The following is a 26774-nucleotide window of genomic DNA, read 5'->3' on the forward strand; positions in this document are numbered from 1 at the left end:
AGCTCGAGACCAAGCTCGCCGCGCGTGGCGCCGACGAGGCCGAGCTCGCCAGCCTGCTGGCGCCGATCGAGGCCGAGGTGCGCAAGCGCCTCGGCAACTTCATCATCGCCGAGGACGACCAGACCCTGGAGGGAGTGATCCTCGCCATCCTGCTCGAGCGCGCACACACGCTGTCGACGGCGGAGATGTTCACCGGCGGCCATCTTGCCGCCCGGCTGGCGCCGCTGGCCGGCGCGGAAAAGGCCTTCCGGCGCGGCGTCGTGGTGCGCGAGCCGGCCGAGCTCGGCATCGCCGATGTCTCGACCGCGGCGGCCGAGACGGTGAGCCGGAGCTTGCGCGAAACGAGCCGCAGCAGCCATGCGCTGGCGCTCCTGATCGAGCTCGACCAGGGCGCAGACCGGCCCGATTTCGGCGGCACCATCGCCATCGGCATCGCCGATGCCGACACGGTGGTGTCGCGCCAGGCCCGCCTGATCGGCGGTCGCGAGTGGGTCCGCGCCGGCGCCGTCGAGCTCGGCCTCGACTGCCTGCGCCGCCACCTGCTCGACCTGCCGGTCGACGAACGCATCGACTTCGAACGGCGGTAGCGCGCCCGCGAACTCATGCTCTTCCGGACCGCGAGCGTCTCGCTCGCTCATGAGCTCGAGCGGGCGAGACGCTCGCGGTCCGGAAGAGCATGACTCCCACAAGCGTGTTCGGCGTGCTGCCGCAGGTCCTGCGGGCCTGGATCGGGGTGGTGCTCTACCGCTTCGAAACCAGCATTCGCGTCTCGACAGTGCTCGTCATGGTCGGTGCCGGCGGAACCGGCTGCGAGCTCATTGGCTCCATGGAGCTGTTCGCCTGCGAGGACACGGCCGCCTGCGTGATCGTGATCCCGGTGCTCGTGCTGGCGGCCGACCTGGTGTCCACCTCGACGGCCTGCTCTCAGCCCGTCCCGACCGTGGCGCCGTGCTCGACCGCCGCCGCCGCAACCTTGGCGCCCGGCTTGTCGAACACCACGACCAGCGTGAACTTCCCATCGAGTTGCTGGATCGGGGTGACCTGCACCGCGCCCTCGACTTTCGCAACCTGCGTCAACATCCCGATCTTGTCCTCGGGCACATCATGGATTTGCTTGATGACAAACATGTTCATTCTCCTATTTCAGACCAAGTTTCTTGACCAACTTTTGACGATCCGCGGGATAGCCAACGAGAAGCTCGAACACCGTACGATCTATCCCTTCCGCCTTCAGTGCCTTGACGGCCTCCTGAAGTTTTGCCTGGTCCAGGTTTCCGTCGGCCTTGAGCAGGAATTTCTCGAGGAGCTTGGTGTTTTCATCCGATGAATACGAGAAGCTCGTGATGGGTCCGACCTGAACGATCGGAGCGGTATCCGTTTTCGCGTCGCCCTTCTTCGCCTCGACCTGGGCTTGCTTGACGGCGTTGGCCACCTGGGTTTCGATGGAGGTCGGCAGGCAGATGTTGATGTATCCTTGTATCGCGGCAAAAGCCGCGGGCTGGTTGTTGTAACCGCCGGGCGGCAGTGCACTCTTGTAGGTCTGCTGCATATTGCGGACGAGTTGAATAACGTCGGCTGCCGGCAGCTCATAAATCAGGCCGCTCGCCAGATTGTCGACGCTGGCAGTCGCCAAGCCGAATGCGATGCCAGTGATCGCCAATGCCTGCGCGGCGACGCTCACGGCTCCCAATATTCCCAGCGTCGCCGACCCGAGGAGCGCAAGCTGCTGCTTGGTGGTATTCTTGTCGCGATAGAACCTGTTGAGCGCCCCTAAGTAGTCGGTGCACTGAAGATCGACGTAATTGATGCCGGCGAGGACGAAGACCCGCCATTGCTCGCTGGTATATTGTTCAGGCCTGCCCGCCTCCGCCGGAATACCTGCCGCCCTGCTGATCGCGGCGGTAATGGATGCCTGATCACTTGCATAGGCTTCCACCTTGGCCCTATCGATTCGCGAGTCGGCCCCTGAAAACAGCAAGTGTCGCTCGGCGGAGCTGCACGCGCCAAGTAGCAGCAGGACGGTAAGGCCCGCCAGTATTCTGATGATCTCCTTCACCGTACTCCCCCTTCGGTACGCCGATGTTCGTCGTCATTCTTCGAATGAATCGAGTGGACGATCCCGATCGGTCGCCTTGTTGACGATCTTTACGCTGTCGATACGCACGCCACTCTTACTTGTATTCGTCTTGCGATAGCGCCCCGGCGTCGTCGCCGCGCAATCCGATCGGCGCAGCGACAGCACCAGCGCGGCAAGAAAGTCATGTCACTGTCGGGCACCTTCATGCCGGCGGAACGGCGGGCAGGTCGAAACCCTCCACCGCGTCCACTACGCGAGACAGGGCAGAGTCGTGGCTGACCGCTATGTCGTGATTGGCGATTGGAGCCACGGTTCCTGCAATGTCGGTGGGGCCGAGGCGGTCCGGAATCCCATCATGCCGCCGGAGCGATGCGTCGTGAACGACCATCGTGGCCAGATAGCGGGCCTGCTTCGTGAGAGTCTCGTTGCCTTTGGTGAAGTGCGTCGTGACGAACGCGGTGTCGAGAAGCGCCCGTCCCTTCTCCGAGAATCGTGCATTCTCCGTTGGCCTACTACGATCGACGCCGTCCATCACGGGCGTGTCCCAATATAGGCAATCGAAGGCCGAGTGGCCGATCACAGCTGGCGGGGCGACCTCGGTCGAGGTGGTCGGCCTCGTCGACCGCAAAGTCTTCATGGCTGCGGTCCATGCCAGGTAGCCATTGCTGTACGGCGCGAGGAGAAGGCGGGCGCTGGCGATCGCCTGATTGGCCCAGGCGTCGTCGTCGGCTTCACCAAGCTGCCGACGCACGGCGTTGAGCCCTTGCCGCAACAGCCCGGTGATTCCGTCATGCGTGTTGAGATAGCCGGTGACAATGTCGTTTCCGGCAGTCTTCTGCATGGTCGGGGCGATCACCACGGCGTTCTTCTCCGTCGTGCGGACCTGGTCCGGCAACCTATGGGTCGTCCAGGCAAAGTTCTGGGGATCGGGCTCGCGGCCGTGAAAGAACAGGACGACCAGCAACGGCAGATCGAGCGACAGCCTCGGATGCCAAGCCAGCAGCGCATTGGGCGGCGACGCGAGACCACCTATGGCGAGCTCTGCGCGGAGCATGTTCGTCGGGGGCGACGGCATGACCTTGCCCTCCTACAACCGGCACTGCATGAGAGCGAACAGCGTCTCGCCGGCCTGCTCCGTCGGCAGGAGAAAGCCCGAGCCGTCGAGCCGCAGCGGACGCTTGGTCACCGAATTGCCGACATTGCCTCCGACGACCATCACCTTGTCGGCCGTCACTTCCACCACGAGATCGGTATGGCCCTTGTAGTCGCCGCCATTCTGGTGGTCGTAGTCGACGCCGGCCTGGCGCGCCCAGCACACCAGATCGCCGACCTTGGGCTGAACCGCCGCGAGCCGTACCGTCCAATATGAGGCGGCCTGACGCTGTTGAAGGAAATCGCGGATCCCTTGGGATATGAAGACGCTGTGCTGCGTGGAATAGCGGAAGCGGCTGCCGGCCCCGGCGCGGCGGATCACCCAGGAGATGAACGCGGCAGACCACGGCCAGTCGTGATTGCGTCCGTCGAGGCCGTTGGTGTTCGTGCCGTCCTGCCAGTAGGTACCGACCCTCTTGTAGTAGCCGCCGTCTTCGCCTTCTAAATGTCCCGCCTGGATCGTGCGGCCCGCGAGATCGTAGGTCTGCTGTCCGAACAATTCCCACTCCGCGAGCGCGCCGGCAGCGGCAGTCGTGGCGAAGGCGCTGGGCACGGCGTCGGCAGCCGTCGCAGACGGCGACGGCGCGTCGGACGCGCCCAGGCGAAAGGCACCGAAGTCGGCCGCAGCCTCATTGAGGTCGACGCTGAGACCATCCCAGTTCTGGTCGATATGCGGATCCTGCGCGAGCGCCCAGCGCCCGGACGTGTAGAACGCCTTCGACCCCTCGAAGGCACGCGAGGCGCTCAACCAGGCATAGTCGCACATCGCCGCGTCGAGCAGCGCCGCCAGCACCACGCCGTCGCTATAGATGCCAAGCTTGTAGCGCCCTGCGATGCCGGAGCGGACGCCTGCGATGTATTTCTTGATACCGCTGACGTGGCTGCCCTTGTAGCCGCCGGGCAGGTGCTCGAGCGCGAAGTAGATCGCGGAACCCTCGGGTTGACCGACGGCAACCGCCTGCGCCAGGGCAATCTTGGCATGATGCAGCCCCATGTCTTCAGTCAGAGCCGGATCGCCATCATCTTCAAACACGGTGAACATGGACATGCCGGCAGAGTCGATGCGCTTTGCCTCGGCGGCGGTCAGTCGCTTCCACGCGCTCGACGAATAGTAGCGGCCGACAGCGCCGACGCCGCGGTCCTTCAGCACGTCGACCTTGGCCGACACGTTGCTGCTGGTGTCGATGACGATCATCGCCATTGATGCCTCCTGTGGTGCAAGGTCATTTCTTCACTGACACATGGATGTGGGCGGAGTTCTCGAAGAACACCCAATCGCAGCCCGCTTCGATTGCGCGCCGGCTCAGCCTGCCGAGCTTGTTGCCGTCGATCGGCGTGGTCGTGAGGTCGGCGGCCCGGCCCTCGTAGTGCAGCGAGTTGCCGGCATGCTCGTTGTTCTCGTCCCATGCTTCGGTCACGCGCAGCTTTACCCCGACCCACTCCCTGGCTACCCGGACTGCGAGATCGTCGAGCTTCTCCTTCAGCCGCGGTGTCATCATCCGGTCGGCGCCGGTGTGCTCCTCGTCCTTGAAGACGATGTCGAAATTGTTGTTGGTGACCAGCAGCGTGGTGAAGTCCGGATCGTTGCGACGGATCTTTCTGCTCATCGGACCGCAGGCTGCGGCTTCGGATGTCGCCGGCACATGCTGGTTCTGGGTCAGATCGTTGGGCATCTCGGCTCCTCTCATGAAAGTTGGTGTCAGTGCGCCTGCGTCCCGGTCGGCGCTGCCGCGGCAGCCGAAGCAGCCAGCTCCCCCGCGAAGAGTTCACCAACTCCAGCATGGCGCGCGACCGAGGCATCGACTGTCGTGCCCTCGAGTACCTCGGCGGCAATCGCCGATTCGTCGGGGCACTGGTTGGGCTGCAACTTGATCAGCAGTGGGCGATTGGGATCGCCGTTGTTCCAGCAGGAGAATTGCCGAGGCGCCAGGCAGATGTGCGATACGGCGCCTGCTTGCCCCAGGAGAGAGCCGGCGAAGGCCTTGCGCTCCGCTCGGTTGCGGATCACCCAGGCGACGGCGACTTTGCCATCGCGTGGCTCGCCCCGCGCCTCGCCAAAGAGCGTGCGCGCCAGGGTGGCGGCGTCGTTCTGATCATAGTTCATGATGCCCTCTTTGGTTGCTAGGAAAGAACCTTGCCGGTGACGTCCTTCAGGCCGCCGAGAATGGAAGCGAGCGTGCCCAGGAACTTGGTCGCGTTCTCGTTGGCATGGATGATGCCGTCGATCTGCTTGTTCACGTCGGCGAAGCTCCGGACGGCGTTCCGCAGCTCGTCGGATTCGGCGATCTGCTGGATCTGGTGACGCAGCACGGTCTGGTAGAGCAGGACGAGCTCGCTGGACTGCTCGTCGAGCGCATCGGCGGTGTTGAGGTCGCCGTGCTTGATGGCGTCGTTGGACTGCCGCCGGGTCTCGACGATGAGATGCGGCAGGCGGTCTGCGCAGGCGTCCACCTGGATGGAAAGCTGCCCTAGGTCTTTGGTGTTGGTCATTTGCTCGCCCTCGCTCACTTGTCTGTCTTCAACTTGGCGATAGCCGTGTTCATGGCATCGATGCTCTTCCCGAACTCGCTGATCGCGGCGAAGGCCGCAGCGGGATCGAGGCTCGGGTGGTTCAAGGAATCCCTCAGGGCGGCGTGCGCCTTGCGCATCTTCACGAACGGTTCTTGGACGTTCATTTCGGCGTACGCTTGCAGGTCGATGGCTTCCTGCACGAGCTGCTCTCCCGCCGCCTGTAGCTTTGCACGATCGGCTCCCGATTGGCGAAGGCGCGTCAGCGCCTTCGTCGCCCAATTGAGATCGTCCGACTTCCCGGCGATGACGCTGAGCTGCAGCTTCTTCGCTATCGCAGAGAGCTTGTCCTGCGCGATGCCGATCGACGGGTCGGCGGCGTTGACGATGTCGCGCAGGTCGAGGAAACGCCGGTAGTCGAGATATGCCCCGACAAACCAGTTCACGATTCCCAGTCCGGCGCCCGTGACACCGCCGATCGCCGGACCGCCAAAGGCCGACGCGAGCGCTGAAGCCGACGAACTGGCCTTGCTCGCCGCATCCTTGAGATCGGCAATGTCCTTGGCTTGCGCGAGCGTGAGGAGCGCCTTGCCGTAGCCGTCCAGTGCGCCGGCCAGCTCCAGCGCTTCGGGCGCAGCAGGCTTGTAGATGATCTGGTGCTCGACCCCGCCATGCGACATGACGGGGGTGCACGCGCCTTCGATACAGCTCTCCGGAACGATGAGACTGTTGCCGCTGTTCAAGCCAACTCGCACCTGCGAGGCAATGAAGGATTTTCTCTCCGCCTCCGACAGGGAGACGAAGGCGGTCTTGGCACTCGAGAGCCCACCCGCCAGCCCGCTTGCCTGGATCTGGTAGGAACTCATCGAGCACGCCGTCAGGCACAGGCCAACAGCGAATATCGGGATGGCCGATGTCGAGATGGAGAGTGGTAATCGCATCGCCTTCGCCCCCTTGTGACGCCGATATCCGGCGGAAACTGCCTGTCTCATCCAAGCAGCGCGGTCAGCTCGGGGTCGTCCGCAGGGAAGCCGGTAAGGTCGTTGTCTTCCGCACCCGCAGCTGGCTTCCACGCAGCCCGCAGCTGCTCGCGACTGGAAGCGTCGGCGGTGATCGCCACCTGGGCTTCCCGGAGCACGCGCTGCTTGAGCTCATCGAGCGTCGACTGGGCCGCGCTCTTGTCCTTCTCGTCGGCATATTTCTGGCCGAACGCGCACGTCAGCCAGAGATGCAGCTTCGCGTTCTTGTCGGCACCCGGCCTCTGCGCCAGGCGCTCGCCGATCCTGATCGCCTTGGCATAGCCCTGAGGGCGCGGCTCATAGAGCGCGTTGAGAAGATCGACCTCCGACTCAGAACCTTCGTCCGCCAAGCGGGCCGCATCGCTGCGCCGACCCAATGCCGTATAGACGGTGGCGAGTTGCTGGCGGAAAGTCGCGTTGGCAGGATCACTTCGGTTCGCGGCTTCGAGCGCCACGGCAGCCGCGGGCAGATCGCCGTTGCGGGCCTGCGCGCTGCCCCATGCCGCCAGCTCCATCGGAGTCGTCAGTGCCTGGAGAGGCGTGTGCCTCAACGTGTAGTCAGCCTCAGCCAGGCCGTCCGATGCAGGCATGACCTTGCTGGCGGAGATGTCGAGGGTAAGGCCAGCTTGGCTTGAGATCTCGACGCTCTCCGCCGGTGGACTATCGATCGAGTCGAGAAGCTTGGTGAGAATAGTCCGCGTAGCGACGTAACCGAGCCAGAAGCCGCCGGGTGCAAAGTAGAAGAACAAGGCGAGCGCGAGCACCGGCCCGACCTTTGTCCAGCCAATACCGAAGTCGTTGATCTTCTCGGCGGCAGTCCAGAGGAAGCTTGGCGCGGCCAGGAGCTGGGTGAGGCCCACGCCAACGATCGTCTTCGTCAACCAGTCAGAGACATCTTCGAGGTTGGTGTTGACGCGACTGGAAGCATTGAGCGCCGCACCTGACGGCGTCGGTGTCGCCATCGCTCCGCCGCTCCCTGCCGCCGGGACCGCGGCCCCATTGCCGGATGGTCGTGCCAAGGCACGCGGCACACCGAAGAGCAGCCCGAGAAGCCAGGCCGAGATTGTGAAGGCGGCCCCGAGAAGAAGACTGAGAGCGGCAACGCGCAAGCCCGACGGCGCATCGGCTTGGGCGGCGGCTGCAATGCCAGCCAGAACGATGCCGGTGAGGCCGATCAGGCAAAAACGTAGCCAGTACCAGTCGGCAATCGCGGCGAAATCCCTCCGCCGCAGCATTTTCGAGAAAGTAACCATCGGTTCCCCTTCACGTCCAATCACGCCCGGGAGCGAATGACAGAGAGGCCAGTCGGGTCTCGGGGACTTCCTCTCCTGATCCGGTAGGTCGGACCCGCCTTGTCCGACCCTCCCCCCGGATAGGCATGCAGCTCGGGCGGCTTCCCCGCGTCGGCAGCGTCGGCGGTGGGTACGGCGCCCATCGCCGCCAGCCCCATGAGCGCAAGCGCGAGGACAATGGTGCGTCGCATGTGCCTCTCCCCTTTTCTCTCGCAGGGCCAGCGGGCGGCCCATACGAGCGGACCAGGCCCGGATAGATGTCGTCGGTCCGGTGTCGTGAGCAGGAGACACTACTTGCTGTTATCGCAGCGTCAGCGGAGCGTGAATCTTGAAAAGCATTGCAACCATCGTTGAATAGCGATGCCATGATACTGGCCAAAATTCACAATGACCGGCGTAGACCGGACACGCCCAATGACCACTGACAAACGCTCCAATCACATCGCGCGTCAGGGCGGCAAAGTTGCCCCCAAGCTGGTTCGCCAAACGAATCACGCAGCATTAACGCTGGATGGCTATTGTCTGCGTCGGAAACCAGAATTGGGGGGCGGACAAATGAACGGGCACGGATGGTTTTCGGTCGCGGAGTCGGCCAGCGCGGTGTCGGGAAAGGCCAAATGCAACTTCGAGACGGTCTTCCCCCACTACACCGGCGATCAGCTGATCGGCAGCGGCTTCCGGAACTTCCTCTGCAAACCTGGCCCGAATGAGATTTTTCGCTTTAAGGGACAGCCGATCGACAGAAAGAATCAGGGCGAGCTGCGAACGGCGATCGCGAAACTCTCCTGGGCTCTCGAATACCAAGTAGATGGCGACAGATCGGTTGGGGAGAATCCCGGTATTCCGTCCGGCTACGGCTACCTGATGCAGCTCATCGCCCACGACCTCGTGGCCAGCTCGAGTTCATTGGGCCGCATCGACAGCGGCCGGATGGCGCTCAACAACAATCGCTCGGCGAAGCTCCGCCTCGAATCGATCTACGGCGGAGGCCCCGAGGGATCGCCCTTGCTGTACGAGCCGAGCCGGACCGGGGATTCCACGACGCCGAGGGCTCCGCTCACTCACCTGAGGCTGGGTCCACTCAACACCAACAAGGAATTCTCCTGTCCCTTTCGCGATTTGGCGCGCGACAATCTGACGAAGTCCGTGGACGACATCAACGCAGCCGTGAACACGTCGGCCGCGTCTGCCGCGCTGCCGGGCCTGCCCGACGTGATCGTGGGCGACCCGCGCAACGACGACCATGCGATCATCTCGCAGCTCACGGTCGTCTTTCACCTGCTGCACAACGGCCTGGTTGAGAAGACGAAGGGAATGCCGACGCACTCCCGCTACACGGAGGCGGGATTCAACCGATATTTCTACGCACGCATGGCGGCCACTCTGATCTTCCGCAACGTCATCCGACACGACGTACTCAAGCGGTTCCTTCATCCGGAAGTCTATTCCCTCTACAATGTGGAGGATCCGCCATTCCTCGACGCGTTCGAGGATGCCGTTCCACTCGAGCTGACTCATGGTGCGCTGCGGGTGTGCCATTCAATGCTGCGCGCCAACTACAAGCTCAATGAACGGGCCGACTTTCAGCTGTCCGACATCCTGTCCGAAAATTCGGTGAACAATGCGCCGAACATGCCACTGCCCGAAATCTGGGCGGCGGCGTGGTCGCACTTCTTCGAGTTCGAAGGCCAGGCGGCGCCCCACAACATGAGCGTCCTGCTCGGCCCGCACTACAACACGCAAGTGGCAACGCCGGCGATCTTTCCGCCGATTGACGACGTGACGGTTCACGGCGAGGCAAAATGGGGCCTTGCCTATCGCGACATGCTTTCCGCCGCTCTCGCCGGGTTATGGTCTGCTCCCGCGCTGATAGAGCGTCTTTCCAAGGATCCGTCGCCGCTCGCGAAGCTCTTCAGCGAGTGGCCCCTGGCCAGACGTGCGGATCGGGAATCGGTGCTACGCAATTGGCTGAGTAATCGCGGCGTCGAACTGACCGAGACGGAGCTCGATACGCTGACCAAGGATCCGCCCCTTCCATTTTTCCTGATGTTCGAGGCCCTCGAAGACGGCAAAGGCGCGCGCTTCGGCTTGCTCGGGTCGATCATCGTCGCCGAAGCGATCTTCGGAGTCCTCAACCAAGACCCGGTGGTGCCGTGTCATCCCCTTGCCCCCCTCGACAAGGCGCTGGAGGCCCTGGGCCGGGATGTCTTCGACGAGCCGGGGGTTCCGGCATATCCCCGGCTCGACACCATGAGCGACGTCATCACCTTCGTCGCCGACATGCACGGACTGCAGAACGCACGACCGAAGTTCATCTAGGCCGCTCGACGGCTTTTCTCAGGTGAGCAACCCAAAAAGGGAGAACGACATGGCAAAGCAAAAACCGAAGTCAAAGAAGAAGACGGCGAAGGCCAAATCGGCCCTCGCGCTCGCCGCGGCGATGCCAGGACCGACAATACTGGGTGCGCCACGTATGGAGGTCGTCGACTACATCGGGTGGGGCAACATGATCAAGGAGTGGTCGAGGAAGCCGGCGACCGCACCTAAGACCCTTCAGGAACTGAAAGACCAATGCCAGCAGGCCGGCGTCGGCCTGACGGTGCCGAACTACATCACAAAGTTGCAGGTCGTCGTGCAGGCAGACGACACCTTCGTCCTGAGACTTCCGCCCGCGACCAGGATCGCCGAAACGGAGGTCGCGCTGCAGCAGGGCGGGCTCTATCCCATTCCGGGCTTCTACAACAATCGCTACGGCGCGATCCTGAACATCCCGCAAACGCAGCAGAAGCTGGACTTCCACGCCCAGCGCATCGGCGACTACATCATCCGTCTCACTGCCTGATGGGGTTGGGCGGCGACGCGCCCGTCGCGTACGTACCGTGGCGGGTTCCGTCGACGGGAGCGCCGGCGCCGGCCAACCCGGCGCGCAGGCGCTCCCAGGTTTCCTCATGTTCGATGGAATAGAGGTGAAGCAGCCACCGGGTCATGTTAGCTTCGGTCGCGGGGTGCTCCCCCTCCCATTGCCGTCGCAGGCCGTCGAAGAAGCGGCGCATCTCCTCGCGCGCCGGCTCGCGCTCGCCCAGTTGGAACCGCGCCGCCGCGCGCCAAGCGACGTTGCTCCAGATCGCATCGCCGGAGCGCTGGCTCGCCATCACGCAGTCCCGATAATCGCCCGTGGCATAGAAGATCGTCGATGCATAGACCCATTGGGTCACGCTCGGATTCGGGGCGAGGTTGAGGGCGTGCCGCGCCAGCTGACGGGCTTTGTCCGGCCGGGCGGTGAAGGCGTAGAACAGTCCGAGCGAGGTGGTGGTCCAGGGATCGTATTCGTTGAGCTCCAGCGCCAGTTCCATGTGTATTCCGGCAGTCGCGAAGTTGCCGGTCACCGCATAGGCCCAGCCCATGGCAAGCTGGGCACGCGAGTCGACCGGATCGAGCTCGACCGCCCGCTTGGCGAATTCGAGCGTCTCCTGGTCGCGTTGCGGCGTGCGGAAGGTGCCGGGATGGACAAAGGGAGCGGTATTGTTGATCTGCACCAGACTACTGTAGGCCGGCGAGAAGTTCGGCGTGTCCACGATCGTTGATCGGAAAATGTCGGCAGCCTGGGCCCATGCCCGCGAGCTGAACTTCAGGATCATTTCCTGCGCCCTCAGCCAGCGGTCGTAGGCGTGCGGCGAGGCGTCATGCTCGGCGGTGAGGCGGCTCAAGCGGCTCGCCGAAAGATGGATGTTCAGACCGACAGCGATGCGCCGGACGATCGCCTGCTGGGCCTCGAACCAGTTCGACAGCGTGATGCGGTACTGATCGCTCCAGACGTAGAGGCCGGTCCGGGCCTCGCGCAGCGTCAGGACGAGCCGGATGTCGGTCGGCGTCGACATCGCGCTGGCATCGATGCGGTATTCCTGGCCGCCGGCATCGACAGGCCCGGAGTTCCCGGAATCGTCGCGCACGCGCCATTCGCGGAAGCGGACGAGGCTCGCCACGAGTTCGTGACGGAATCCGTTCACGATGTAGCGCTGGCTCTCCTGCGTGGCGGAGGAATCGAAGGCGCCGACGTTCAGAACGAGATCGCGGCCCGCCGGGGGGGCGTTCCCGGCCGCTACGGTTCTTTCGAGCGGGAGCCGCTTGCTGGCCGGAGCGCGATCGTCCGTCGTCGCGTTGCGGACCTCGACGATCAGGGCCTGGGTTTCGACCGAGGGCTCGACGTCGAATTCCTGATCCAGCAGATCCCACAACGATTTGTACAGGCGCATCGCGCCGCCGAAGTCACCGCGGCTGGCGCAGGCGCGAATCAGCGCCCGACAAGCCTCCTCGTGAGTGGGATCGAGCGATACGATCGCGCGCGCAAGCTCCGACTCCCGCTCAGACGCTGAATCGGCGGCTCGCATCGCTGTCTCGAAGGCCACCAGCAACCGATCGTGCAAAGCCTGACGCTTGGCCAACAGCCAGAGGCGGAAGGCGGGATCGACATCTTCGAACTCAGCGAGCAAGGTTTCGGGAAGGCGAGCTGTCTCGCGGAACCGGCGGTGCACTTTTCCGGCCTGGGCCATCTCGACGATTTCGTGCAGATCGACCTTGACGAGAGCCCGCTCGAGCGCGATGGAACGCTTGTCGGCTTGCAGGCCGTCGAAGCCGGCCGCCTGGAAGACGACACGAACCTCGTGCAGAACCTGGCGCAGCGAGGCGCGCGCATTGGCCTCGGACGCCTCGCTCCAGAACAGGCCGACGAGACGTTCGCGGGTCTCGACCCCCTGCTCGCCGACGGCGAGATATCCCAATACTGCCTTGGCCTTGTGGCTGACCACGTCGACGGACATGCCCGACAGGGCGAGTGAGAAGCCTCCGGTCGTGGAGATCTCGAGTTGCGCGCCGGCCGTTTCTCGGCTCGTCCCCCTGCGCGCCTTGCGGGTCTTCGCTCCCTTCATCCCCCGTGGCAGTCCTGTCGAACGCGCGTGCCCCACTCCGAACTTTGCCAAATCCCTGTATCGCCGCACCAAGCGAATTTCGGAATCGACAGGCACGTGCAGAATTGCGGTCCAGTACCGCCGCGGTTGCGAAGTTACTTCGCAACCGGAGCGACACTAGTCGATCTCGATGCCAGCGCTATACTGGTCACCACCGCCATGAATTGCAATCGTCGACAGCAGTCGGTCACCGCGGAGAGCGGATGGATACGGCTGCAGGCGCAGCGCGACCGCCTGCACGACGGCAATGCCGAGGTCGTGCCGCGTCAGGTCGTTCAACCATACCTCGATACCCTTCGACCGCAAATGCGAGGCAAAGTCCTGCGCCGCGCCGCCCCCGACTGGTTTCCCCGTCCAGGATCGTGGCCTGCCGGCGGGAATGCACAAAGGCGATCCAGCCGCGTCGAATTCCCCGAGCCGCAGCTGCCGGCGGTCGGTTTCGTCGAGGGCCGCCGATCCGCCTTCTGCCAGTTTCGCGCCGATCAGGGCGAACGCCGTCTCGACCTGCGTCATTTCAAGTATCGCGGCCCTGGCGGCCTCGATCGCCGATGGACGACAGGCAAAACCGACAGCGAGGCCGCGCCCGTCGGGATTGGTAGACAGGGCTGCCAGCGCGGGAATTTCCAGATCCGTCGTGATGTCGAGCAAGCGGGTGGACCGGAAGCCTTGCCCGCTGCGCAGCCTGCCCAACAGGCGTGTGGCAGAGCGGGCGACCGGCCCGTCGGGCGCGACCGGACGACCACGCCGGCCCCCTCGCCACCACAAGGCCACCGCGTCGCGTTCGACCAGTTCCAGGATCGCCCGCGCGGCCGCCTGATCCGAGGTGGCGCCCGCCGCGCAACCGATGCTGAGGGGCCAAAGTAGCGGCAGGCGTCGGCGGCCCTCGCTTCGCCGAAGACAGAGATCGGCCGGCACCATGCTCCTTCGGCCGGTCGACAACTCGACGACCGTGCGCCAGTCGAGCGAGCGGCGATCCGAGGTCGCAATGTCGCCGAAGCTGCGATCTAGCCAGTCCGCAATCGTTTCGTCGATACCGACCCGACCCTTGGCAGCCGGGCGGTAAGGATCGGCGTCGCCGCGACGCTCCACTTGTGACAAGCGCTCAAGCCCCTCGCCGAGACAGGACACGAGTGCTGCCGCAACGGACGTGGCCGTGCCGCCTACGCTGAGACGGAGGGAGGACCGCGTCACCGGATCGAACGGCGTGGCTGAAAGCTGCCCTCCGACGAAGGCCAATCCCGGGGCGAAGGGCGAGACCAGACGAAAAAGCCGTTCGAACCGCGGGACCGTCCTGACGGTCCAATTGCCGGCGATCCGACGGGCGCGTTCGAGCAGCGACTTCCCCGTTCGGGACGAGAATTCGAGCGGAACCAAGCGGAATTGGGGGGAGCGCGAGGACGGGGCCATGAGTTGTGCAGTCCGCAATTCCCCCTATGCCGCGGTCCTTCGGGGCTGCCTGGAGGCGCTGTAGAAGCCAGGGACCCGGTTCGGGCCGCAGCCCGAGCAGGACTGCGCTTCCCCTGAAGCGGTGTTCGAAGGTCCGCGGACACCGGAATCGCGATGGGTCATGGTCTTCCCCCGAACAGCGCGCACGGAACGCCAACCGCACATCGGTCCCCCCGGCTTGCACCACCCCACATGGAGTGCTCGTCCAAGCATGTGCAGGCTAGATTTTACTCGCATTTCTTGAAGGCGTCAGGGCACCAACTCGAATCGATCGACATCGACTAGGCCCTTGTCGGTGATGCGCAGATGCGGGATCACCGGCAGGGCGAGGAACGCCATCTGCAGGAATGGCTCGTGCAGAGGCGTGCCGAGGCCGCGCACTGCCGCGCGCAAAGCGCGAAGGCCCTGCTCCACCGCTTCGAACGGCTGATCGCTCATCAAGCCGGCAATCGGCAACGCGAGCTCGCAGACCACCCTGCCGTCGACCGCCGCCGCGAAGCCGCCACGCAGCTCGATCAGCCGGTTCACCGCCACGGCCATGTCCTCATCGGTGCAGCCGATGACGCAGATGTTGTGGCTGTCGTGGCCGATCGACGAGGCGATGGCACCGCGCCGAATGCCGAAGCCCTTGACCAGGCCGTGCCCGACCTCGCCGCGATCGTTGTGCCGGCCGAGCACCGCGACCTTGAGGATATCGCGCGCCACGTCGGACACCAGCTCGCCGTCGCGCACCGTCACGTCGAGCGTCAGCCGGTCGGTGAGAATCTGGCCGGGCCGGATGCCGATCACCGGCGGCGGTCCGCCGGCACCTGCTGGCATGCGGAAGCGCGCTGCCGTCACCGGCTTCAGCTTCACGGAGTCGAGCCCAACCAGCGGCACTCCCGGCCGCGTCCTGAAGCGGTCCGGTGTTACCGGTGCGCCTCGGCAGATCACTGAATGGACCTTGCAGGTCGCGAGATCCTCGAGCAACACCAGGTCGGCGCGCTGGCCCGGCGCGACCAGGCCACGATCGACCAGGCCGAAATGGCGGGCCGCCGACCACGTCGCGGCGCGATAGGCGTCGAACGGCCGCACGCCGCGCGCGATGGCGGCGCGGATCAGGTGATCGAGATGGCCTTCCTCGGCGATGTCGAGCGGATTGCGGTCGTCGGTGCAGAAGGCGAGGAACGGCGTGCGATCGGCGGTGATCAGCTCGGCCAGCGCCGCCAGGTCCTTGGAGACGGTGCCCTCGCGCACCAGGATCTGCATGCCCTTGGCGAGCTTCTCGCGCGCCTCGGCAGTCGACGTCGTCTCGTGGCAGTTGCGCACGCCGGCGGCGATGTAGGCGTTGAGATCGTACGACGACAGCAGCGGCGAATGGCCGTCGATCTGCACGTCCGAGAACGCCGCGAGCTTGCGCAACACCGCCGGATCCTTGTTGAGCACGCCCGGCACGTTCATGAACTCGGCCAGCCCCAGCACCTTCGGATGGTGCTTGAAAGGCAGCAGATCCTCCGCCTCGAGCCGGGCGCCCGAGGTCTCGAGATGCGTGGCCGGCACGCAGGAGGACAGCTGGACGCGCAGGTCCATTACCGTCACCGCGGCACACTCGAGAAAATACTTGAGGCCGGTGACGCCCAGCACGTTGCAGATCTCGTGCGGATCGCAGATCGCCGTCGTCGTGCCGCGCGGCACCACGCAGCGGTCGAACTCGAGCGGCGGCACCAGGGTCGATTCGCAATGGACGTGGCTGTCGATGAAGCCCGGCACCGCCACGAGTCCGCGCCCGTCGATCTCGCTCGCACCCGCATAGGTCTCCCGGGTGCCGACGATGCGATCGCCGGCGATGGCGATGTCGCCGGTCGCGGTTTCCCCCGAGGTCAGGTCGAAGATGCCGACCGACTTGATCACGAGGTCCGCCGGCGCCTTGCCGCGCGCCTGATCGATGATGTCGGCCAGACGGGATTCGCTGAGCTGCTCTCTCATCGAGAAGACGTAGGGCTGCCCCGGCGCTTTGGCAACAGCCCCCTAGAGCGTGATTGCTTCAAGTGAAAACCTCACCCTGAGGCGCCACGTGGAGCGTGGCGTCTCGATTCGGGCGAAGTAACCTTTGATGGGCTAGAGTACGTCTGTTGCCACCCTTCGCGACGCGGCCTGCGGCCGCTCCTCAGGGTGAGGTCATACATTGGCGCTTCAATCCAGGAAGATCATGCCTTAGCCGTTGGTCTCCCGTGAATCGGCCGGTGCTTCGGCCCGTTCCGTCATGCCGTAATCGCGCAGGACGTGGGCGACGCGCAGCCGGTAGTCGCGGAACACGCCGCCGCGTCCCGCCTTCTGGGCGGCGCGATGGTGCTCCAAGTTCCGCCACGCCGCCACCGCCGCGTCGTCGCGCCAGAACGACAGCGACAGGAGCTTGCCCTCGTCGGTCAGGCTCTGGAACCGCTCGATGCTGACGAAGCCGTCGATCCGTTCGAGTTCCGGCCGCAGGCCGGCGGCCAGGTCGAGATAGGCCTGCTTGCGCCCATCGGCCGGCCAGACTTCGAAGATCACTGCGATCATCGGACACCTCCTGCCCTGATAGATAGGTCACCCCGGCCGACCCACCCTTCGGTGTCAACCGAACTTCAGCGGAGTGCCGCCTCGACCAGGGCCTTGATGGCCCACCGTTTGACCTTGCGCGCCTCGCTGTCCGAAAGCTGCAGGACGTCCTTGCAGACGATCACCGCTTCGGTGCCGAGGACCAGCGCCAGCGCCTTGACCAGCGAGTCGTACGCCGCCGGCTTCAACTGACGCCGCGTCGGTGCGAGTGCCGCCTCGATCAACGGCGTGCGGCGGTTCTGGCGCAGTGGGACGCCGTCTTCGCCATCGCTGCGGGCGGCCCGCTGCACGGTGCTTGCCAGGAACAGGCGCAGCGCCGGCTCGTTGGCCGCGACCATGTCATGCAGCGCCTCGTCCGCCAAGACCACGCGCGCGACCGGATCGCTCGACGAAGCGCCCTCGAAAAGCCGGGCCGGATCGGGCGATGCCATGTCGAGCGTGGCTTCGGCCAGCAGCGCATCGACGTTGGGGAAGTACCGGTACGCGGTCGCCCGCGAGACGAGAGCCGCTTCGGCAACCTCCTCCAGGGTCGGCGGCCGCCCCTCCTTCATCAGGCGCCCGGCTGCCTGAAGCAGGTCCTTGCGCGTGCGCCGTCGCTGGTTGGCGCGTCCACCGCCCTCCATCAGGCGGCCGGGCGGTCCTGCGGCAATTGCTGCAGGATGGCGGCCAGGTCGATCCACACGTTCTCGCGCGCGATCGCCCCGTCGCCGGCAAACTCGATGATATGCAGCAGTCGGAACGCGAGCGGCCGGCCACCGCCGTCGAGGCCGAAGGGCCGGCCGACCGCACGACCGCGCCACATCGATTCATCGACCAGGAAGTTCGCCCCGTAGAGCCGCTTGACGCACTCGATCTTGCCGTCGGCCAGGTCGGCGAACAGCGCCTCGTAGAAGCCGCGCGCAGCGGCCGGCCCGCGTGTCGGGCCGGTCGGCCAGCCGACGATGTCGTGCTCGACGTCGGGTGCGAGCGTCGCCAGCACGCCGGCGACATTGTCGGTCGCCTCGAAATGGAAGTGCTCGTCGATCTTGCGATCCATGTCAGCCGGGCTCAACGCCATGACCCTCTCCTCTCGTCCCTGATAGCGAGACGAAAGGCCCTTAATGAGACATCAATCTCATGTCAAGGCGCTTATCTCCTTATGCGGCGAGCGCCTGTCGCGACCGATGCCAATCGAGTCCGATGTCGAGCACCTGGGCGCTGTGGGTCAGCCAGCCTGCGGAGATCAGGTCGACACCGCTGGCCGCAATGGCGGTCGCGGTCGCGGGGGTGATGCGGCCGGAGGCTTCGCTGACTGCACGGCCGTCGATGCGCCGCACCGCCTCGGCGAGCTCGGCCGGCGTCATGTTGTCGAGCAGGATCGCGTCGGCGCGCTCGCCCAGCGCCTCGTCGAGCTGATCGAGACGGTCGATCTCGACTTCGATCTTCACCAGATGGCCGACGCCGGCCCGGGCGCGCCGGATGGCGTTGCCCACACCGCCGGCCACGGCAACGTGGTTGTCCTTGATCAGCACGGCGTCGTCGAGACCGAAGCGATGGTTGACGCCGCCGCCGGCACGCACGGCGTACTTCTGCAGGGCGCGCAGGCCCGGCATGGTCTTGCGCGTGCAGCAGATGCGCGCCTTGTGGCCGCGCACTGCCTCGACCAAGGTGGCCGTCGCCGTGGCGACGCCGCTCAGATGGCCGAGGAAGTTGAGGGCGACGCGCTCGGCCGTCAGCATGCCGCGCGCCGGGCCGACGACGACGGCAATGCGGTCGCCCGGCGCGACAGTCGTGCCGTCCGGCCGCTCGACATGAACCTCGATTGCCGGATCGACCATGCGGAAAGCGACCTGGGCGACGTCGAGCCCCGCGACGACGCCGGGCTGGCGCGCTACCAGCGTCGTCTCGGCATGCACGGCCGCCGGCACGATCGCGTCCGTGGTGAGATCTCCGGCGCGGCCGAGATCCTCCAGGAGGGCCGATCGCACGATCGGTTCCACCATGAGAGTGGGCAAGCGGGAGAGGGTCATGATGAGGCTCCTTGGGCGATGGATTGCAGCGAGTCGGGCAGCGGAACGGCGCGGCACGTGAGATGGGTGCCGGTGTCGGCGACGCGCTGCACGAGGCGGCAGCGCCAGCCGGACGACGATGTCGGATAGTCGGACCGCCAGTGGCCGCCGCGGCTTTCCTCGCGGCGCAATGCCGCCGTGGCGATCAGCAGCGCGACCAGGGCCGGATCGGCGGTCGCGCCGCCGCGGAAGGCCAGCTCTTCGAGCCGCGTGACAGCGGCCGACAAGCCGGCCCGATTGCGCACGACGCCAAGCGAGTCGCTGACCAGGGCACGCAGCGGGCCGGCGTCAGCCGCCGGCGGCAAGGCCACCGGCCGCGGCGCAGGCAACGCGCCCGCATCGGTGCCGGCCAGGCAGCGGGCCACCGCGTCCGCCATGACCACGGCTTCGAGCAGGGAGTTGCTCGCCAGCCGATTGGCGCCGTGCAGGCCCGTCGCCGCCACCTCGCCGCAAGCCCACAATCCGTCGAGCGTGCTGCGGCCGTCGCCGTCCACGGCAATGCCGCCCATGTGGTAGTGCACGGCCGGCCGGACCGGGATGGGCTGACGGGTGGGATCGATGCCGGCAGCGCGGCAGCGCGCCGCGATGAGGGGAAATCGCCCGGTGAAGCGATCACCCAGCACCGCGCGCGCATCGAGGAAGGCCTGGTGGCCGGCGGCGATGCGCGCGGCGACGGCGCGCGAGACGACGTCACGCGGCTCGAGCTCGGCGTGGCCCTTGCCGGCCATGAAGCGCGCGCCCGTCTCGTCGATCAGCACGGCCCCCTCGCCGCGCACCGCCTCGCTGACCAGCGGCATCGGATCGAGGCCGACATCGAGCGCCGTCGGATGGAACTGCACGAACTCCATGTCGGCCAGCGCTGCGCCGGCGCGTGCGGCCAGCGCGACACCATGGCCGACCGCGCCGAGCGGATTGGTGGTGTGCCGATAAAGACCTCCCAGGCCGCCGGCGGCCAGCACGACGCGCCGCGTCGGCAGCAGGCAGGCGCTGAACGGTCCGGCCGCCAGGACGCCGGCAATGCCGTGATCGTCGACCAGCAGCCGACGCGCCTCCAGCCCCTCGATCACGGTGATCGACGGCGTCGCCGCGACAGCGGCGACCAAGGCGCGCATGATGGCCGCCCCCGTGCCGTCGCCGGCGACATGAACGATGCGCCGCCGACCGTGCGCCGCCTCCAGGCCGAGCGCCGGCTTGCCCGCGGAATCGCGGTCGAAGGCAATGCCGTAACGTTCGAGCAGCGCGATGGCACCAGGCGCAGCGGCGGCGATACGCGCTGCAACGGCGGCATCGCCAAGCCCGTCAGCCGCCTCCAGCGTGTCGGCTGCGTGAAGCGCCGGGGCGTCGTCAGGGCCCACGGCGGCGGCGATACCGCCCTGCGCCCAGGCCGAGGCGGCGCCCTCGCCGAGCGGCGTCCTGGCAAGCAGGATCACCGGTTGCGGCGCGAGCCGCAGCGCCGTCATGAGGCCGGCCAGGCCGCCGCCGATGACGACGACCGAGCCGGCATGGTCGGAGCGAATGGTTTCCATGGCCATATCCTCAGATCGCCAGCATGCGTTCGACGGACTGGCGCGCCGCCACGGCGATGGCGGGATCGATCGTTACCTCGTGCTGCATGGTCTCGAGCGCGCGGCGGATCTTCGACAGGGTGATACGCTTCATGTGCGGGCAGAGATTGCACGGCCGCACGAACTCGAGATCGGGATTGAGCGCGGCGATGTTGTCGCTCATCGAGCACTCGGTCATCAGCACGACCCGCGCCGGCCGCTCGCGCGTGACGTAGTCGGCCATCGCCGCGGTCGAGCCGGCAAAGTCGGCCTCGGCAACGACCTCGGGCGGGCATTCGGGATGGGCGAGCACGACGATGCCGGGATGGCCGGCGCGCAGCTGACGCACGTCGGACGCCGCGAAGCGCTCGTGCACCTCGCAGTGCCCGGCCCAGGTGATGATCTCGACGCCGGTCTCGGCCGCGATGTTCTTCGCGAGATACTCGTCGGGCAGCATGATGACCTTCGGGACCCCGAGGCTCTCGACGATGCGGCGCGCATTGCCCGACGTGCAGCAGATGTCGCTCTCGGCCTTCACCGCGGCCGAGCTGTTGACGTAGGTCACGATCGGCACGCCCGGCCAACGTTCACGCAGCAGCCGGACATCAGCGGCGGTGATCGAGGCTGCGAGCGAGCAGCCGGCGCGCAGGTCGGGGATCAGCACCGTGCGCCCCGGGTTGAGGAGCTTCGCGGTCTCGGCCATGAAGTGAACGCCCGCCAGGACGATCACATCCGCATCGGTCTTCATGGCCTCGCGCGCCAGCGCGAGACTGTCGCCCACGATGTCGGCGACGCCGTGGAAGATCTCGGGCGTCTGGTAGTTGTGTGCGAGGATGACGGCGTTCCTCTCGCGCTTCAGCGCCAGAATCACGTCGATGTCGCCGGCGAACTCCGACCATTCGGCAGGCAGGATCACCGACTTCACCCGTTCGTAGAGCCGATCGGCTTGCAGGGAGACGGACATTACTCACCTCTTATGCTCTAAATGAGCAATATTTTATTATGCTAGAAGTGAGCATAATTAGCGTCAAGCCGATTCTTCGCGACGTCGGGCATTACTGCGCAGCAGATGGGCGTAGGGGTTTTCCTGTTGTTGTGCGCGATGCCAAGAGCTTGTGGGACTTTCGCTGTCCGGCGCGCTCGTCATTCTCCTCCCCCCCGGCGGAGCTGAGGAGGAGGATGAAGAGCGCGAGAGCACGCTCAGTCGGCGCGGGCGAGCGGCAGCTTGGTGCCGGCGAGGGCGCGCTCGAGCAGGATCTCGCGACGGAAGCGGTAGAGCTTTCCCGGTCGCCCGCCGGTGCCGGCAGCGACGGTGCCGGTCTCCTCGACCAGGCCCTGCTGGTCGACCAGGCGGCGGAAATTCTGCTTGTGCAACGGACGCCCGGCCAACGCTTCCACGGCGCGCTGAAGCTGCCCCAGCGTGAAGTCGGGCGGCATCAATTCGAACACGACCGGCCGGTACTTGATCTTGGCGCGCAGCCGGGCGAGGCCGGTGGCGAGAATGCGCCGATGATCGTAGCGCATCGCCTCGCCGGGCACCGGATCAGCGACCGGCCGACGCGGCCGCCCCGCCTCCGGAACGGCGCCCGCTTCGTAGAGCAATTCGTAACGCTGCAAGGTCAGCTCGTCGTTCCAGGCTCCCTGCTCGAAGCACTGCTCGACCCGCTGGCGCCGCTCGCGCCTGGCCGTCGCATCGCGAGCGTCGTCGATCCACCGGCCGAGCTTGGGCAGGATGACCCGCGCCACCACGGCGGGCCTGCCCTCGCGCCAGTCCTCCCAGGGGAAATAGCGGTACCAGCTGCGCCAGCCCGGCTCGCGTTCGCCAATCAGCGAACGTTCGCGAGTGAGCCCGAGATAGGAGATCGACACGATGCGCCGTCCGCTCCCGGCATCGGTGCGATAGCGATCGGCGAAGGTGTAGAGTTGCTCGATATAGCCCAGCGGATGATGCGTCTGGCGCTCGACCCAGGCGCGCAGCCCCGTCTGCAGGGTCGGGTGTTCGCCCTCGAACGGCCCCGACGGCAGCAGGGCGCCGTCTTCCAAGGTCAGTACCTGCGGCTCGTCGTCGATCAGGGCGACCAGCACGGCGTTGAGCTCGATGATGACAGAACGGGGTCCGGACGGCGGCATCGCCGCCCATTATGCCGGTTCTTTTCCGCGCGCGCCCGGTGCATGGCGGCTTTTCAACGCGCTCGACGGTTCATGCCGTTCGGCTACGGGCGGCGTTTTCGCGAAGGCCGGCTCCCGCGGCTCCCTGGCTCCCCCTGCACGGCTCTCGCGAGCAAATCGAAGAGCCATGCCAGGCCCGCATCCAACATGGCGACCTTCGGAGCGATGGCGTTGACCCGGAAGCCGGGCAACGCCAGCGGAGCGTCGAGGCCCACAACGCCAAAACGGGCCGCATGCATAGCGATAAACCGCCGCGGCAGAGCCGAGATGAAGTCGGACTCGGCGATGATTGCAAGAGCGAACATGAAGTTCGGGACGGTCAGCGCGATCCGTCGCACACGACCTAGAGTCGCCAGCGACTCGTCGACGAAGCCGTAGGGATCGCCGCCGTACGAGACGACCAGATGCTCCATCTCGCAGTATCGCTCCAGGGTCGGATTGCGCGCGAACGCATGTCCTCGGCGCATGGCGATCACGAAGTCTTCCTCGTAGATGCAGCGCTTCTCGAAGCGCGGCGGAATGTCGTCGGAGGGAATGATCGCGATGTCCATCGCCCGCGCCTCGAGATCGGCGACGGCACTCTGCCAAACCCGGGCCGGGGCCGGCAGGATCTGCCGTACGCCGATGTCGATATGAGGAGCGGTTCGGCTCAATTCGGCGAGAAGCGGATGCAGGGCCACGGCTGAGGCGCCGTCCGGCGCGCCGATCGTGAACCGGCGCGTGGACGTCGACGGGTCGAAGGGTGCGGCCGTCGCCATGACGCTGCGCACGCGTGCCAGAATATCGGCGATCGGCGCGGCGAGTTCCGTCGCGCGGGCCGTCGGCACCACGCCCTTGGGCGTTCTCAGGAACAGCGGATCATCGAGGAACCGGCGCAACCGGCCGAGCCCGTGGCTGACGGCCGATGGTGTCAGGCTCAGCCGGTCCGCGGCGCGGCCCACGTGCCCCTCCTCGAGCACGGCCTCGAAGAGCACGAGAAGATTGAGATCGGTACGCGAAAGATCAATCTCATTCATCATGTTCGTGAAATCATATCACTGGGTTCATCGAGATCCACGTGCGATCTGGTCGGCCGAGCGGCGCTTCGCTCAAACGAACCGAGTCTCCCGCGGAGGGAAAACGTGGCCGTGATGATGATCTCCGAGGTCTGTGGACAAACGCCTGAAGGGCACGATGACATGTTCACGCTCGTTGGCGACGCACTGAGGCAGGCGCCGGGATTCATCACGCACACGTCGCATCCCGTGGAGGCTGGCTGGCGGTTCGTCGACGTGTGGAGTTCCCGGGAAGACGCGACACAGTTCTTCGCCACTCACATCGCGCCGACTCTGCCCGCTGGCATTCGGCCGAAGCGTCCTTCCAGTCGCTGCACAGCCTCCTGAGCCCCTGACGGAAGTACCGGCCGGTCGAGGGATGCGAGACCGCGTCGGCCCCGACGGACGTCGGCAAGCGGCGGGTTCCGCCCGGCTCACCAACAGAGGAGACATTCTCATGCCATCGGCTCGACATTCAACGCCCGCTGCGGCGGACACCGATCTCCCACTGCCTGAGACGAGGAAGTCGACAAACGGCTCGGCTGTTGCTCACGAGGCCTCCATCACCAATGATGAGGTTGTCGCACTTGCAAGGCGGTCCGCGGCGGCGCACGCAGCGCTCGTGCGCGGCGACGTCGACGGACTTCGCGCCTTGATTACCTACACGGACGACTTCACGCTGATGTCTCCGTTCGGTGGACCGCCCACACACGGCCGGGACATGACGATCGAGCAATGGGAAGCAATGCGGCGGTTCTTCAGGAACGGCACATTCGGGCAGGAGCTTGTCCAAGCTTACGCTTCGGCCGACATGGTGGTCCTCGCGCTCATCGAACGGCAGCATGTCGAAGTCGGCGGCATGCCCGCCCAGGAATGGCCCCTGCGGGTCACTCTGGTCTATCGCCGCGAAGGCGATGAATGGCAGCTGGCGCACCGGCATGCCGACCCTCTCGTCGAGGGCATCAGCCTGGAACAGGCAGCGGCGCTTGCGCGCGGAGAAGCACGTTCGGGTCCATGATGGAGCAATCGATCCGGAATAGCGTTCATCCCGAGGGAAACACCTGCGAGGCAAGCGTCGGAAGCGCGAAACTTGTTCGGCTGGTCCAGGAGTCCCGCGCTGCGCGCAGGCGCCATGCATTCGTCGTGAAGCGTCAGCGCGGCGCAAGTTGCTCGATCAGGCCGTTGGCCGTGCCTGCCATTGCCGTGAAGGCGCCGACGTTGAACTGGTTGATGGCGGCGAAGACACCGACGCCGCGGGTCGGGGCGAACGCCGAGTAGGTGAAGATGCCCTGCAGTCCGCCGGCCTTCTGCAGGATCAGCGGCCGGCTGCCCTTGGGCGCCATGACGATCCAGGCGAGGCCCATGGCGTCCATGTGACCGGCATCGTCGAAGCCCGATACTGGCCTGAGGCCGTCCCGCGGCACATAGGCGGCATGATCGAGCAACCTGATTTCCGTTCCCTGTGGCGAGAACCGATCGAGATGCCAGGCGAGCCAGCGCAGGATGTCGTTGGCCGTCGAGTAGAGACTGCTGGCGCCCGCCATGACGCTCGTTGCCCTCACCGTAGGCATCGCCTTGCCGTCGAAGAAGTGGCCCTGCATGACCCGGCTGGCGTCGCCGTCGCGCAGTGCCAGCACCGTGTCCTTCAATCCGGCGGGATCGAGCACGACCTCCTTCAGGAGCTGGTCGTAGGGCTTGCCTGCGCTTGAGCCCAGGGCAGCGGCCAGCAGATCAAAGGCAAAGTTCGAGTAGAGCCCGCCGCTGCCGGGCGCGAACAGCAAGGGATCGGCTTGCAGACCCTTGATGTATGTCTCCTGCGTCAGCGTCCGGAACGGGTCGTCCGGCGGACCCGGCGCGCGCTCGACTTCGCGCGGCAGGCCGGACGTGTGCGTCGCCAGCTCGATCAACCGGATCGGTCGGCCGTCGCGCTCCGGCACTTTCACCGGCCATCCGAGCCGATCCTGCAGTCGATCGGTGAACCTGACCGTGCCCTGCGAGACCAGGCCGGCCAGAACCTGGCCGGTGAAGGCCTTCGTGATCGAACCGATGCGCAGCATGGTGTTGCCGTCTGGCTCCTTGCCCGAGCCATCCGACGTCTCGCCGAAGCCGAACACGGCCGTCCGGCCGTCGCGCACAGCACCGAGGATCAGGGCGGGGACGCGAGCGTCGAGAAACAGAATGGTGCCCGCGAAACCCACGACCTCGTCGAGGAGCTTGTCCTGCGCCTGCACCCGTGGCGAAGGCAGCAGGCTCCCCGCCATCGACATCGACGCGAGAGCAAGGGCCTTGCGGCGCGTGGTCTGCTTCATTGGCTCCCCTCACGGAACAATTGGAGGACAGGACTGTACGCGACCACGGCCGCTCTCGCTCATGAATCTCATGGTCATGTTCTTCCGGACCGCGGGCGTCTCGCCCGCTCATGAGAAGAGTGGGCGAGACGCCCGCGGTCCGGAAGAACGTGACCACCCTGCAGACACTCAGCACATGACCCCCGCCATCTGCGTCAATCCCAGCGCCACAGACAAAAGATCAGAGCCGGCGGCCAGACGGGCGGACGGAGCCGCGCGCGCAATCGCAGCACGCACGGCCGGCACGCGGCTCGAGCCGCCGGTGAGAAAGATCGTGTCGATGGCGGAAGGCGCCAATCCCGCCGCGGCAATGCAGTCACGCGCTGTCCGGCGGAGCCGGTCCAGCCTGGCTTCAATGGCGCCTTCGAACTTCTCGCGCGTCACCGTCGCCGCGAGTGTCGCTTCGAGGAAGGCCAAGGCTATCGCCACGTGATCCTCAGCGCTCAACGCGATCTTGGCGTCCTCGACGGCAAAGGCCAAGCGATGACCGAGGCGGTGGCGCAGTACGTCGAGGAGGCGTTCGACCTTTTCCGGCTCGCAGGCCAACGAGAGCAGCTCGCCGACTTCGCGCTCGTTCCTGTAGGTGTAGGCGAAGT

At 65.9% G+C, this 26774-nt stretch carries 26 protein-coding genes; 4 read left to right on the top strand and 22 right to left on the bottom strand.

What is annotated here, in order from left to right:
• The coding region (locus AB7O82_RS23315) for a CinA family protein (protein WP_428620278.1) at positions 1-587 on the top strand (587 nt) is incomplete at its 5' end.
• Between the two features lie 337 nt (positions 588-924).
• On the opposite strand, the gene AB7O82_RS23320 is transcribed toward AB7O82_RS23315, so the two are convergent.
• The 9 genes from AB7O82_RS23320 to AB7O82_RS23360 all read right to left on the bottom strand — a co-directional run bounded on the left by AB7O82_RS23320 (position 925) and on the right by AB7O82_RS23360 (position 8009).
• Positions 925-1128, bottom strand: coding sequence for a hypothetical protein (locus tag AB7O82_RS23320; RefSeq protein ID WP_428549294.1), 204 nt, complete (start codon positions 1126-1128; stop codon positions 925-927).
• A gap of 10 nt (positions 1129-1138) precedes the next feature.
• Entirely contained in the window at positions 1139-2056 is a 918-nt protein-coding gene (locus tag AB7O82_RS23325) for a hypothetical protein (RefSeq protein ID WP_428549292.1), read from the bottom strand.
• 223 nt (positions 2057-2279) lie between these two features.
• The gene (locus AB7O82_RS23330; protein ID WP_428549290.1) at positions 2280-3152 is read right to left on the bottom strand and encodes a hypothetical protein; all 873 of its coding nucleotides are present in this window, start codon (positions 3150-3152) and stop codon (positions 2280-2282) included.
• 12 nt (positions 3153-3164) lie between these two features.
• Positions 3165-4430, bottom strand: a complete 1266-nt coding sequence (locus tag AB7O82_RS23335) for a DUF2272 domain-containing protein (protein ID WP_428549288.1) — start codon at positions 4428-4430, stop codon at positions 3165-3167.
• Between the two features lie 22 nt (positions 4431-4452).
• Positions 4453-4902 (bottom strand): hypothetical protein, encoded by a 450-nt coding sequence (locus AB7O82_RS23340; protein WP_428549286.1) that lies wholly within the window; start codon positions 4900-4902, stop codon positions 4453-4455.
• 26 nt (positions 4903-4928) lie between these two features.
• Positions 4929-5333, bottom strand: a complete 405-nt coding sequence (locus AB7O82_RS23345; protein WP_428549284.1) for a cell wall hydrolase — start codon at positions 5331-5333, stop codon at positions 4929-4931.
• A gap of 17 nt (positions 5334-5350) precedes the next feature.
• On the bottom strand, positions 5351-5719 hold the full coding sequence (locus AB7O82_RS23350; RefSeq protein ID WP_428549282.1) for a hypothetical protein: 369 nt from the start codon (positions 5717-5719) through the stop codon (positions 5351-5353).
• Between the two features lie 14 nt (positions 5720-5733).
• Entirely contained in the window at positions 5734-6603 is an 870-nt protein-coding gene (locus AB7O82_RS23355; protein ID WP_428549280.1) for a hypothetical protein, read from the bottom strand.
• Positions 6604-6725: 122 nt separating this feature from the next.
• A complete protein-coding gene (locus AB7O82_RS23360) occupies positions 6726-8009 on the bottom strand; it encodes a hypothetical protein (protein ID WP_428549278.1) in 1284 nt (427 codons plus the stop codon).
• 453 nt (positions 8010-8462) lie between these two features.
• On the opposite strand from AB7O82_RS23360, the gene AB7O82_RS23365 reads away from it, so the two are divergent.
• Both AB7O82_RS23365 and AB7O82_RS23370 read left to right on the top strand, forming a co-directional pair.
• Positions 8463-10367: a hypothetical protein gene (locus tag AB7O82_RS23365; protein ID WP_428549276.1), complete on the top strand. Its 1905-nt coding sequence runs from the start codon at positions 8463-8465 to the stop codon at positions 10365-10367.
• A 49-nt stretch (positions 10368-10416) separates the two neighbouring features.
• Complete coding sequence (locus tag AB7O82_RS23370) at positions 10417-10890, top strand: hypothetical protein (protein WP_428549274.1); 474 nt, start codon at positions 10417-10419, stop codon at positions 10888-10890.
• Here AB7O82_RS23370 and AB7O82_RS23375 read toward each other — a convergent pair.
• The 11 genes from AB7O82_RS23375 to AB7O82_RS23425 form a co-directional block, all read right to left on the bottom strand.
• The gene (locus AB7O82_RS23375; RefSeq protein ID WP_428549272.1) at positions 10880-12973 is read right to left on the bottom strand and encodes a BTAD domain-containing putative transcriptional regulator; all 2094 of its coding nucleotides are present in this window, start codon (positions 12971-12973) and stop codon (positions 10880-10882) included. The two genes, AB7O82_RS23370 and AB7O82_RS23375, sit on opposite strands and share 11 nt — an antisense overlap.
• A 156-nt stretch (positions 12974-13129) precedes the next feature.
• Positions 13130-14386, bottom strand: coding sequence for a YcaO-like family protein (locus tag AB7O82_RS23380; RefSeq protein WP_428549270.1), 1257 nt, complete (start codon positions 14384-14386; stop codon positions 13130-13132).
• A gap of 321 nt (positions 14387-14707) precedes the next feature.
• Positions 14708-16423 carry an adenine deaminase gene (gene ade / locus AB7O82_RS23385; protein WP_428620280.1) on the bottom strand — a complete coding sequence of 572 codons (1716 nt, stop codon included), beginning with the start codon at positions 16421-16423 and terminating at the stop codon, positions 14708-14710.
• 228 nt (positions 16424-16651) lie between these two features.
• A complete protein-coding gene (locus AB7O82_RS23390; protein ID WP_428556367.1) occupies positions 16652-16996 on the bottom strand; it encodes an antibiotic biosynthesis monooxygenase family protein in 345 nt (114 codons plus the stop codon).
• A gap of 65 nt (positions 16997-17061) precedes the next feature.
• The gene (locus tag AB7O82_RS23395) at positions 17062-17658 is read right to left on the bottom strand and encodes a TetR/AcrR family transcriptional regulator (protein ID WP_428556369.1); all 597 of its coding nucleotides are present in this window, start codon (positions 17656-17658) and stop codon (positions 17062-17064) included.
• Positions 17658-18092 carry an ester cyclase gene (locus AB7O82_RS23400; protein WP_428556365.1) on the bottom strand — a complete coding sequence of 145 codons (435 nt, stop codon included), beginning with the start codon at positions 18090-18092 and terminating at the stop codon, positions 17658-17660. Before AB7O82_RS23400 ends, AB7O82_RS23395 begins: the two co-directional genes overlap by 1 nt.
• Positions 18093-18171: 79 nt before the next feature.
• Entirely contained in the window at positions 18172-19044 is an 873-nt protein-coding gene (gene nadC / locus AB7O82_RS23405; RefSeq protein ID WP_428556363.1) for a carboxylating nicotinate-nucleotide diphosphorylase, read from the bottom strand.
• On the bottom strand, positions 19041-20609 hold the full coding sequence (locus tag AB7O82_RS23410; RefSeq protein WP_428620282.1) for an L-aspartate oxidase: 1569 nt from the start codon (positions 20607-20609) through the stop codon (positions 19041-19043). Before AB7O82_RS23410 ends, nadC begins: the two co-directional genes overlap by 4 nt.
• 10 nt (positions 20610-20619) lie before the next feature.
• A complete protein-coding gene (nadA, locus tag AB7O82_RS23415) occupies positions 20620-21591 on the bottom strand; it encodes a quinolinate synthase NadA (protein ID WP_428554849.1) in 972 nt (323 codons plus the stop codon).
• A 236-nt stretch (positions 21592-21827) separates the two neighbouring features.
• On the bottom strand, positions 21828-22757 hold the full coding sequence (locus AB7O82_RS23420) for an NUDIX hydrolase (RefSeq protein ID WP_428554846.1): 930 nt from the start codon (positions 22755-22757) through the stop codon (positions 21828-21830).
• Positions 22758-22840: 83 nt separating this feature from the next.
• Positions 22841-23815 carry a LysR substrate-binding domain-containing protein gene (locus tag AB7O82_RS23425; protein ID WP_428554843.1) on the bottom strand — a complete coding sequence of 325 codons (975 nt, stop codon included), beginning with the start codon at positions 23813-23815 and terminating at the stop codon, positions 22841-22843.
• 472 nt (positions 23816-24287) lie between these two features.
• Here AB7O82_RS23425 and AB7O82_RS23430 point away from each other — a divergent pair, with 472 nt between their 5' ends.
• Complete coding sequence (locus AB7O82_RS23430) at positions 24288-24848, top strand: YybH family protein (protein WP_428554838.1); 561 nt, start codon at positions 24288-24290, stop codon at positions 24846-24848.
• A 133-nt stretch (positions 24849-24981) separates the two neighbouring features.
• On the opposite strand, the gene ampH is transcribed toward AB7O82_RS23430, so the two are convergent.
• Positions 24982-26139, bottom strand: coding sequence for a D-alanyl-D-alanine-carboxypeptidase/endopeptidase AmpH (gene ampH, locus AB7O82_RS23435; protein ID WP_428554835.1), 1158 nt, complete (start codon positions 26137-26139; stop codon positions 24982-24984).
• 168 nt (positions 26140-26307) lie between these two features.
• Positions 26308-26774 (bottom strand): Hsp70 family protein (locus tag AB7O82_RS23440; RefSeq protein ID WP_428620283.1); only part of this gene is annotated, 467 nt, incomplete at its 5' end.

The organism is Reyranella sp. (genome assembly GCF_050185545.1).
Classification (GTDB): domain Bacteria; phylum Pseudomonadota; class Alphaproteobacteria; order Reyranellales; family Reyranellaceae; genus Reyranella.

What these genes read in the sequence shown, in the direction of transcription:
- AB7O82_RS23320 (WP_428549294.1), bottom strand. Translation starts at nt 1,128, where the DNA reads ATGTTTGTCATCAAGCAAATCCATGATGTGCCCGAGGACAAGATCGGG.
- AB7O82_RS23330 (WP_428549290.1), bottom strand. Translation starts at nt 3,152, where the DNA reads ATGCCGTCGCCCCCGACGAACATGCTCCGCGCAGAGCTCGCCATAGGT.
- AB7O82_RS23335 (WP_428549288.1), bottom strand. Translation starts at nt 4,430, where the DNA reads ATGGCGATGATCGTCATCGACACCAGCAGCAACGTGTCGGCCAAGGTC.
- AB7O82_RS23340 (WP_428549286.1), bottom strand. Translation starts at nt 4,902, where the DNA reads ATGCCCAACGATCTGACCCAGAACCAGCATGTGCCGGCGACATCCGAA.
- AB7O82_RS23345 (WP_428549284.1), bottom strand. Translation starts at nt 5,333, where the DNA reads ATGAACTATGATCAGAACGACGCCGCCACCCTGGCGCGCACGCTCTTT.
- AB7O82_RS23350 (WP_428549282.1), bottom strand. Translation starts at nt 5,719, where the DNA reads ATGACCAACACCAAAGACCTAGGGCAGCTTTCCATCCAGGTGGACGCC.
- AB7O82_RS23355 (WP_428549280.1), bottom strand. Translation starts at nt 6,603, where the DNA reads ATGAGTTCCTACCAGATCCAGGCAAGCGGGCTGGCGGGTGGGCTCTCG.
- AB7O82_RS23360 (WP_428549278.1), bottom strand. Translation starts at nt 8,009, where the DNA reads ATGGTTACTTTCTCGAAAATGCTGCGGCGGAGGGATTTCGCCGCGATT.
- AB7O82_RS23365 (WP_428549276.1), top strand. Translation starts at nt 8,463, where the DNA reads ATGACCACTGACAAACGCTCCAATCACATCGCGCGTCAGGGCGGCAAA.
- AB7O82_RS23370 (WP_428549274.1), top strand. Translation starts at nt 10,417, where the DNA reads ATGGCAAAGCAAAAACCGAAGTCAAAGAAGAAGACGGCGAAGGCCAAA.
- AB7O82_RS23375 (WP_428549272.1), bottom strand. Translation starts at nt 12,973, where the DNA reads ATGAAGGGAGCGAAGACCCGCAAGGCGCGCAGGGGGACGAGCCGAGAA.
- ade (WP_428620280.1), bottom strand. Translation starts at nt 16,423, where the DNA reads ATGAGAGAGCAGCTCAGCGAATCCCGTCTGGCCGACATCATCGATCAG.
- AB7O82_RS23390 (WP_428556367.1), bottom strand. Translation starts at nt 16,996, where the DNA reads ATGATCGCAGTGATCTTCGAAGTCTGGCCGGCCGATGGGCGCAAGCAG.
- AB7O82_RS23395 (WP_428556369.1), bottom strand. Translation starts at nt 17,658, where the DNA reads ATGGAGGGCGGTGGACGCGCCAACCAGCGACGGCGCACGCGCAAGGAC.
- AB7O82_RS23400 (WP_428556365.1), bottom strand. Translation starts at nt 18,092, where the DNA reads ATGGCGTTGAGCCCGGCTGACATGGATCGCAAGATCGACGAGCACTTC.
- nadC (WP_428556363.1), bottom strand. Translation starts at nt 19,044, where the DNA reads ATGACCCTCTCCCGCTTGCCCACTCTCATGGTGGAACCGATCGTGCGA.
- AB7O82_RS23410 (WP_428620282.1), bottom strand. Translation starts at nt 20,609, where the DNA reads ATGGAAACCATTCGCTCCGACCATGCCGGCTCGGTCGTCGTCATCGGC.
- nadA (WP_428554849.1), bottom strand. Translation starts at nt 21,591, where the DNA reads ATGTCCGTCTCCCTGCAAGCCGATCGGCTCTACGAACGGGTGAAGTCG.
- AB7O82_RS23420 (WP_428554846.1), bottom strand. Translation starts at nt 22,757, where the DNA reads ATGCCGCCGTCCGGACCCCGTTCTGTCATCATCGAGCTCAACGCCGTG.
- AB7O82_RS23425 (WP_428554843.1), bottom strand. Translation starts at nt 23,815, where the DNA reads ATGATGAATGAGATTGATCTTTCGCGTACCGATCTCAATCTTCTCGTG.
- AB7O82_RS23430 (WP_428554838.1), top strand. Translation starts at nt 24,288, where the DNA reads ATGCCATCGGCTCGACATTCAACGCCCGCTGCGGCGGACACCGATCTC.
- ampH (WP_428554835.1), bottom strand. Translation starts at nt 26,139, where the DNA reads ATGAAGCAGACCACGCGCCGCAAGGCCCTTGCTCTCGCGTCGATGTCG.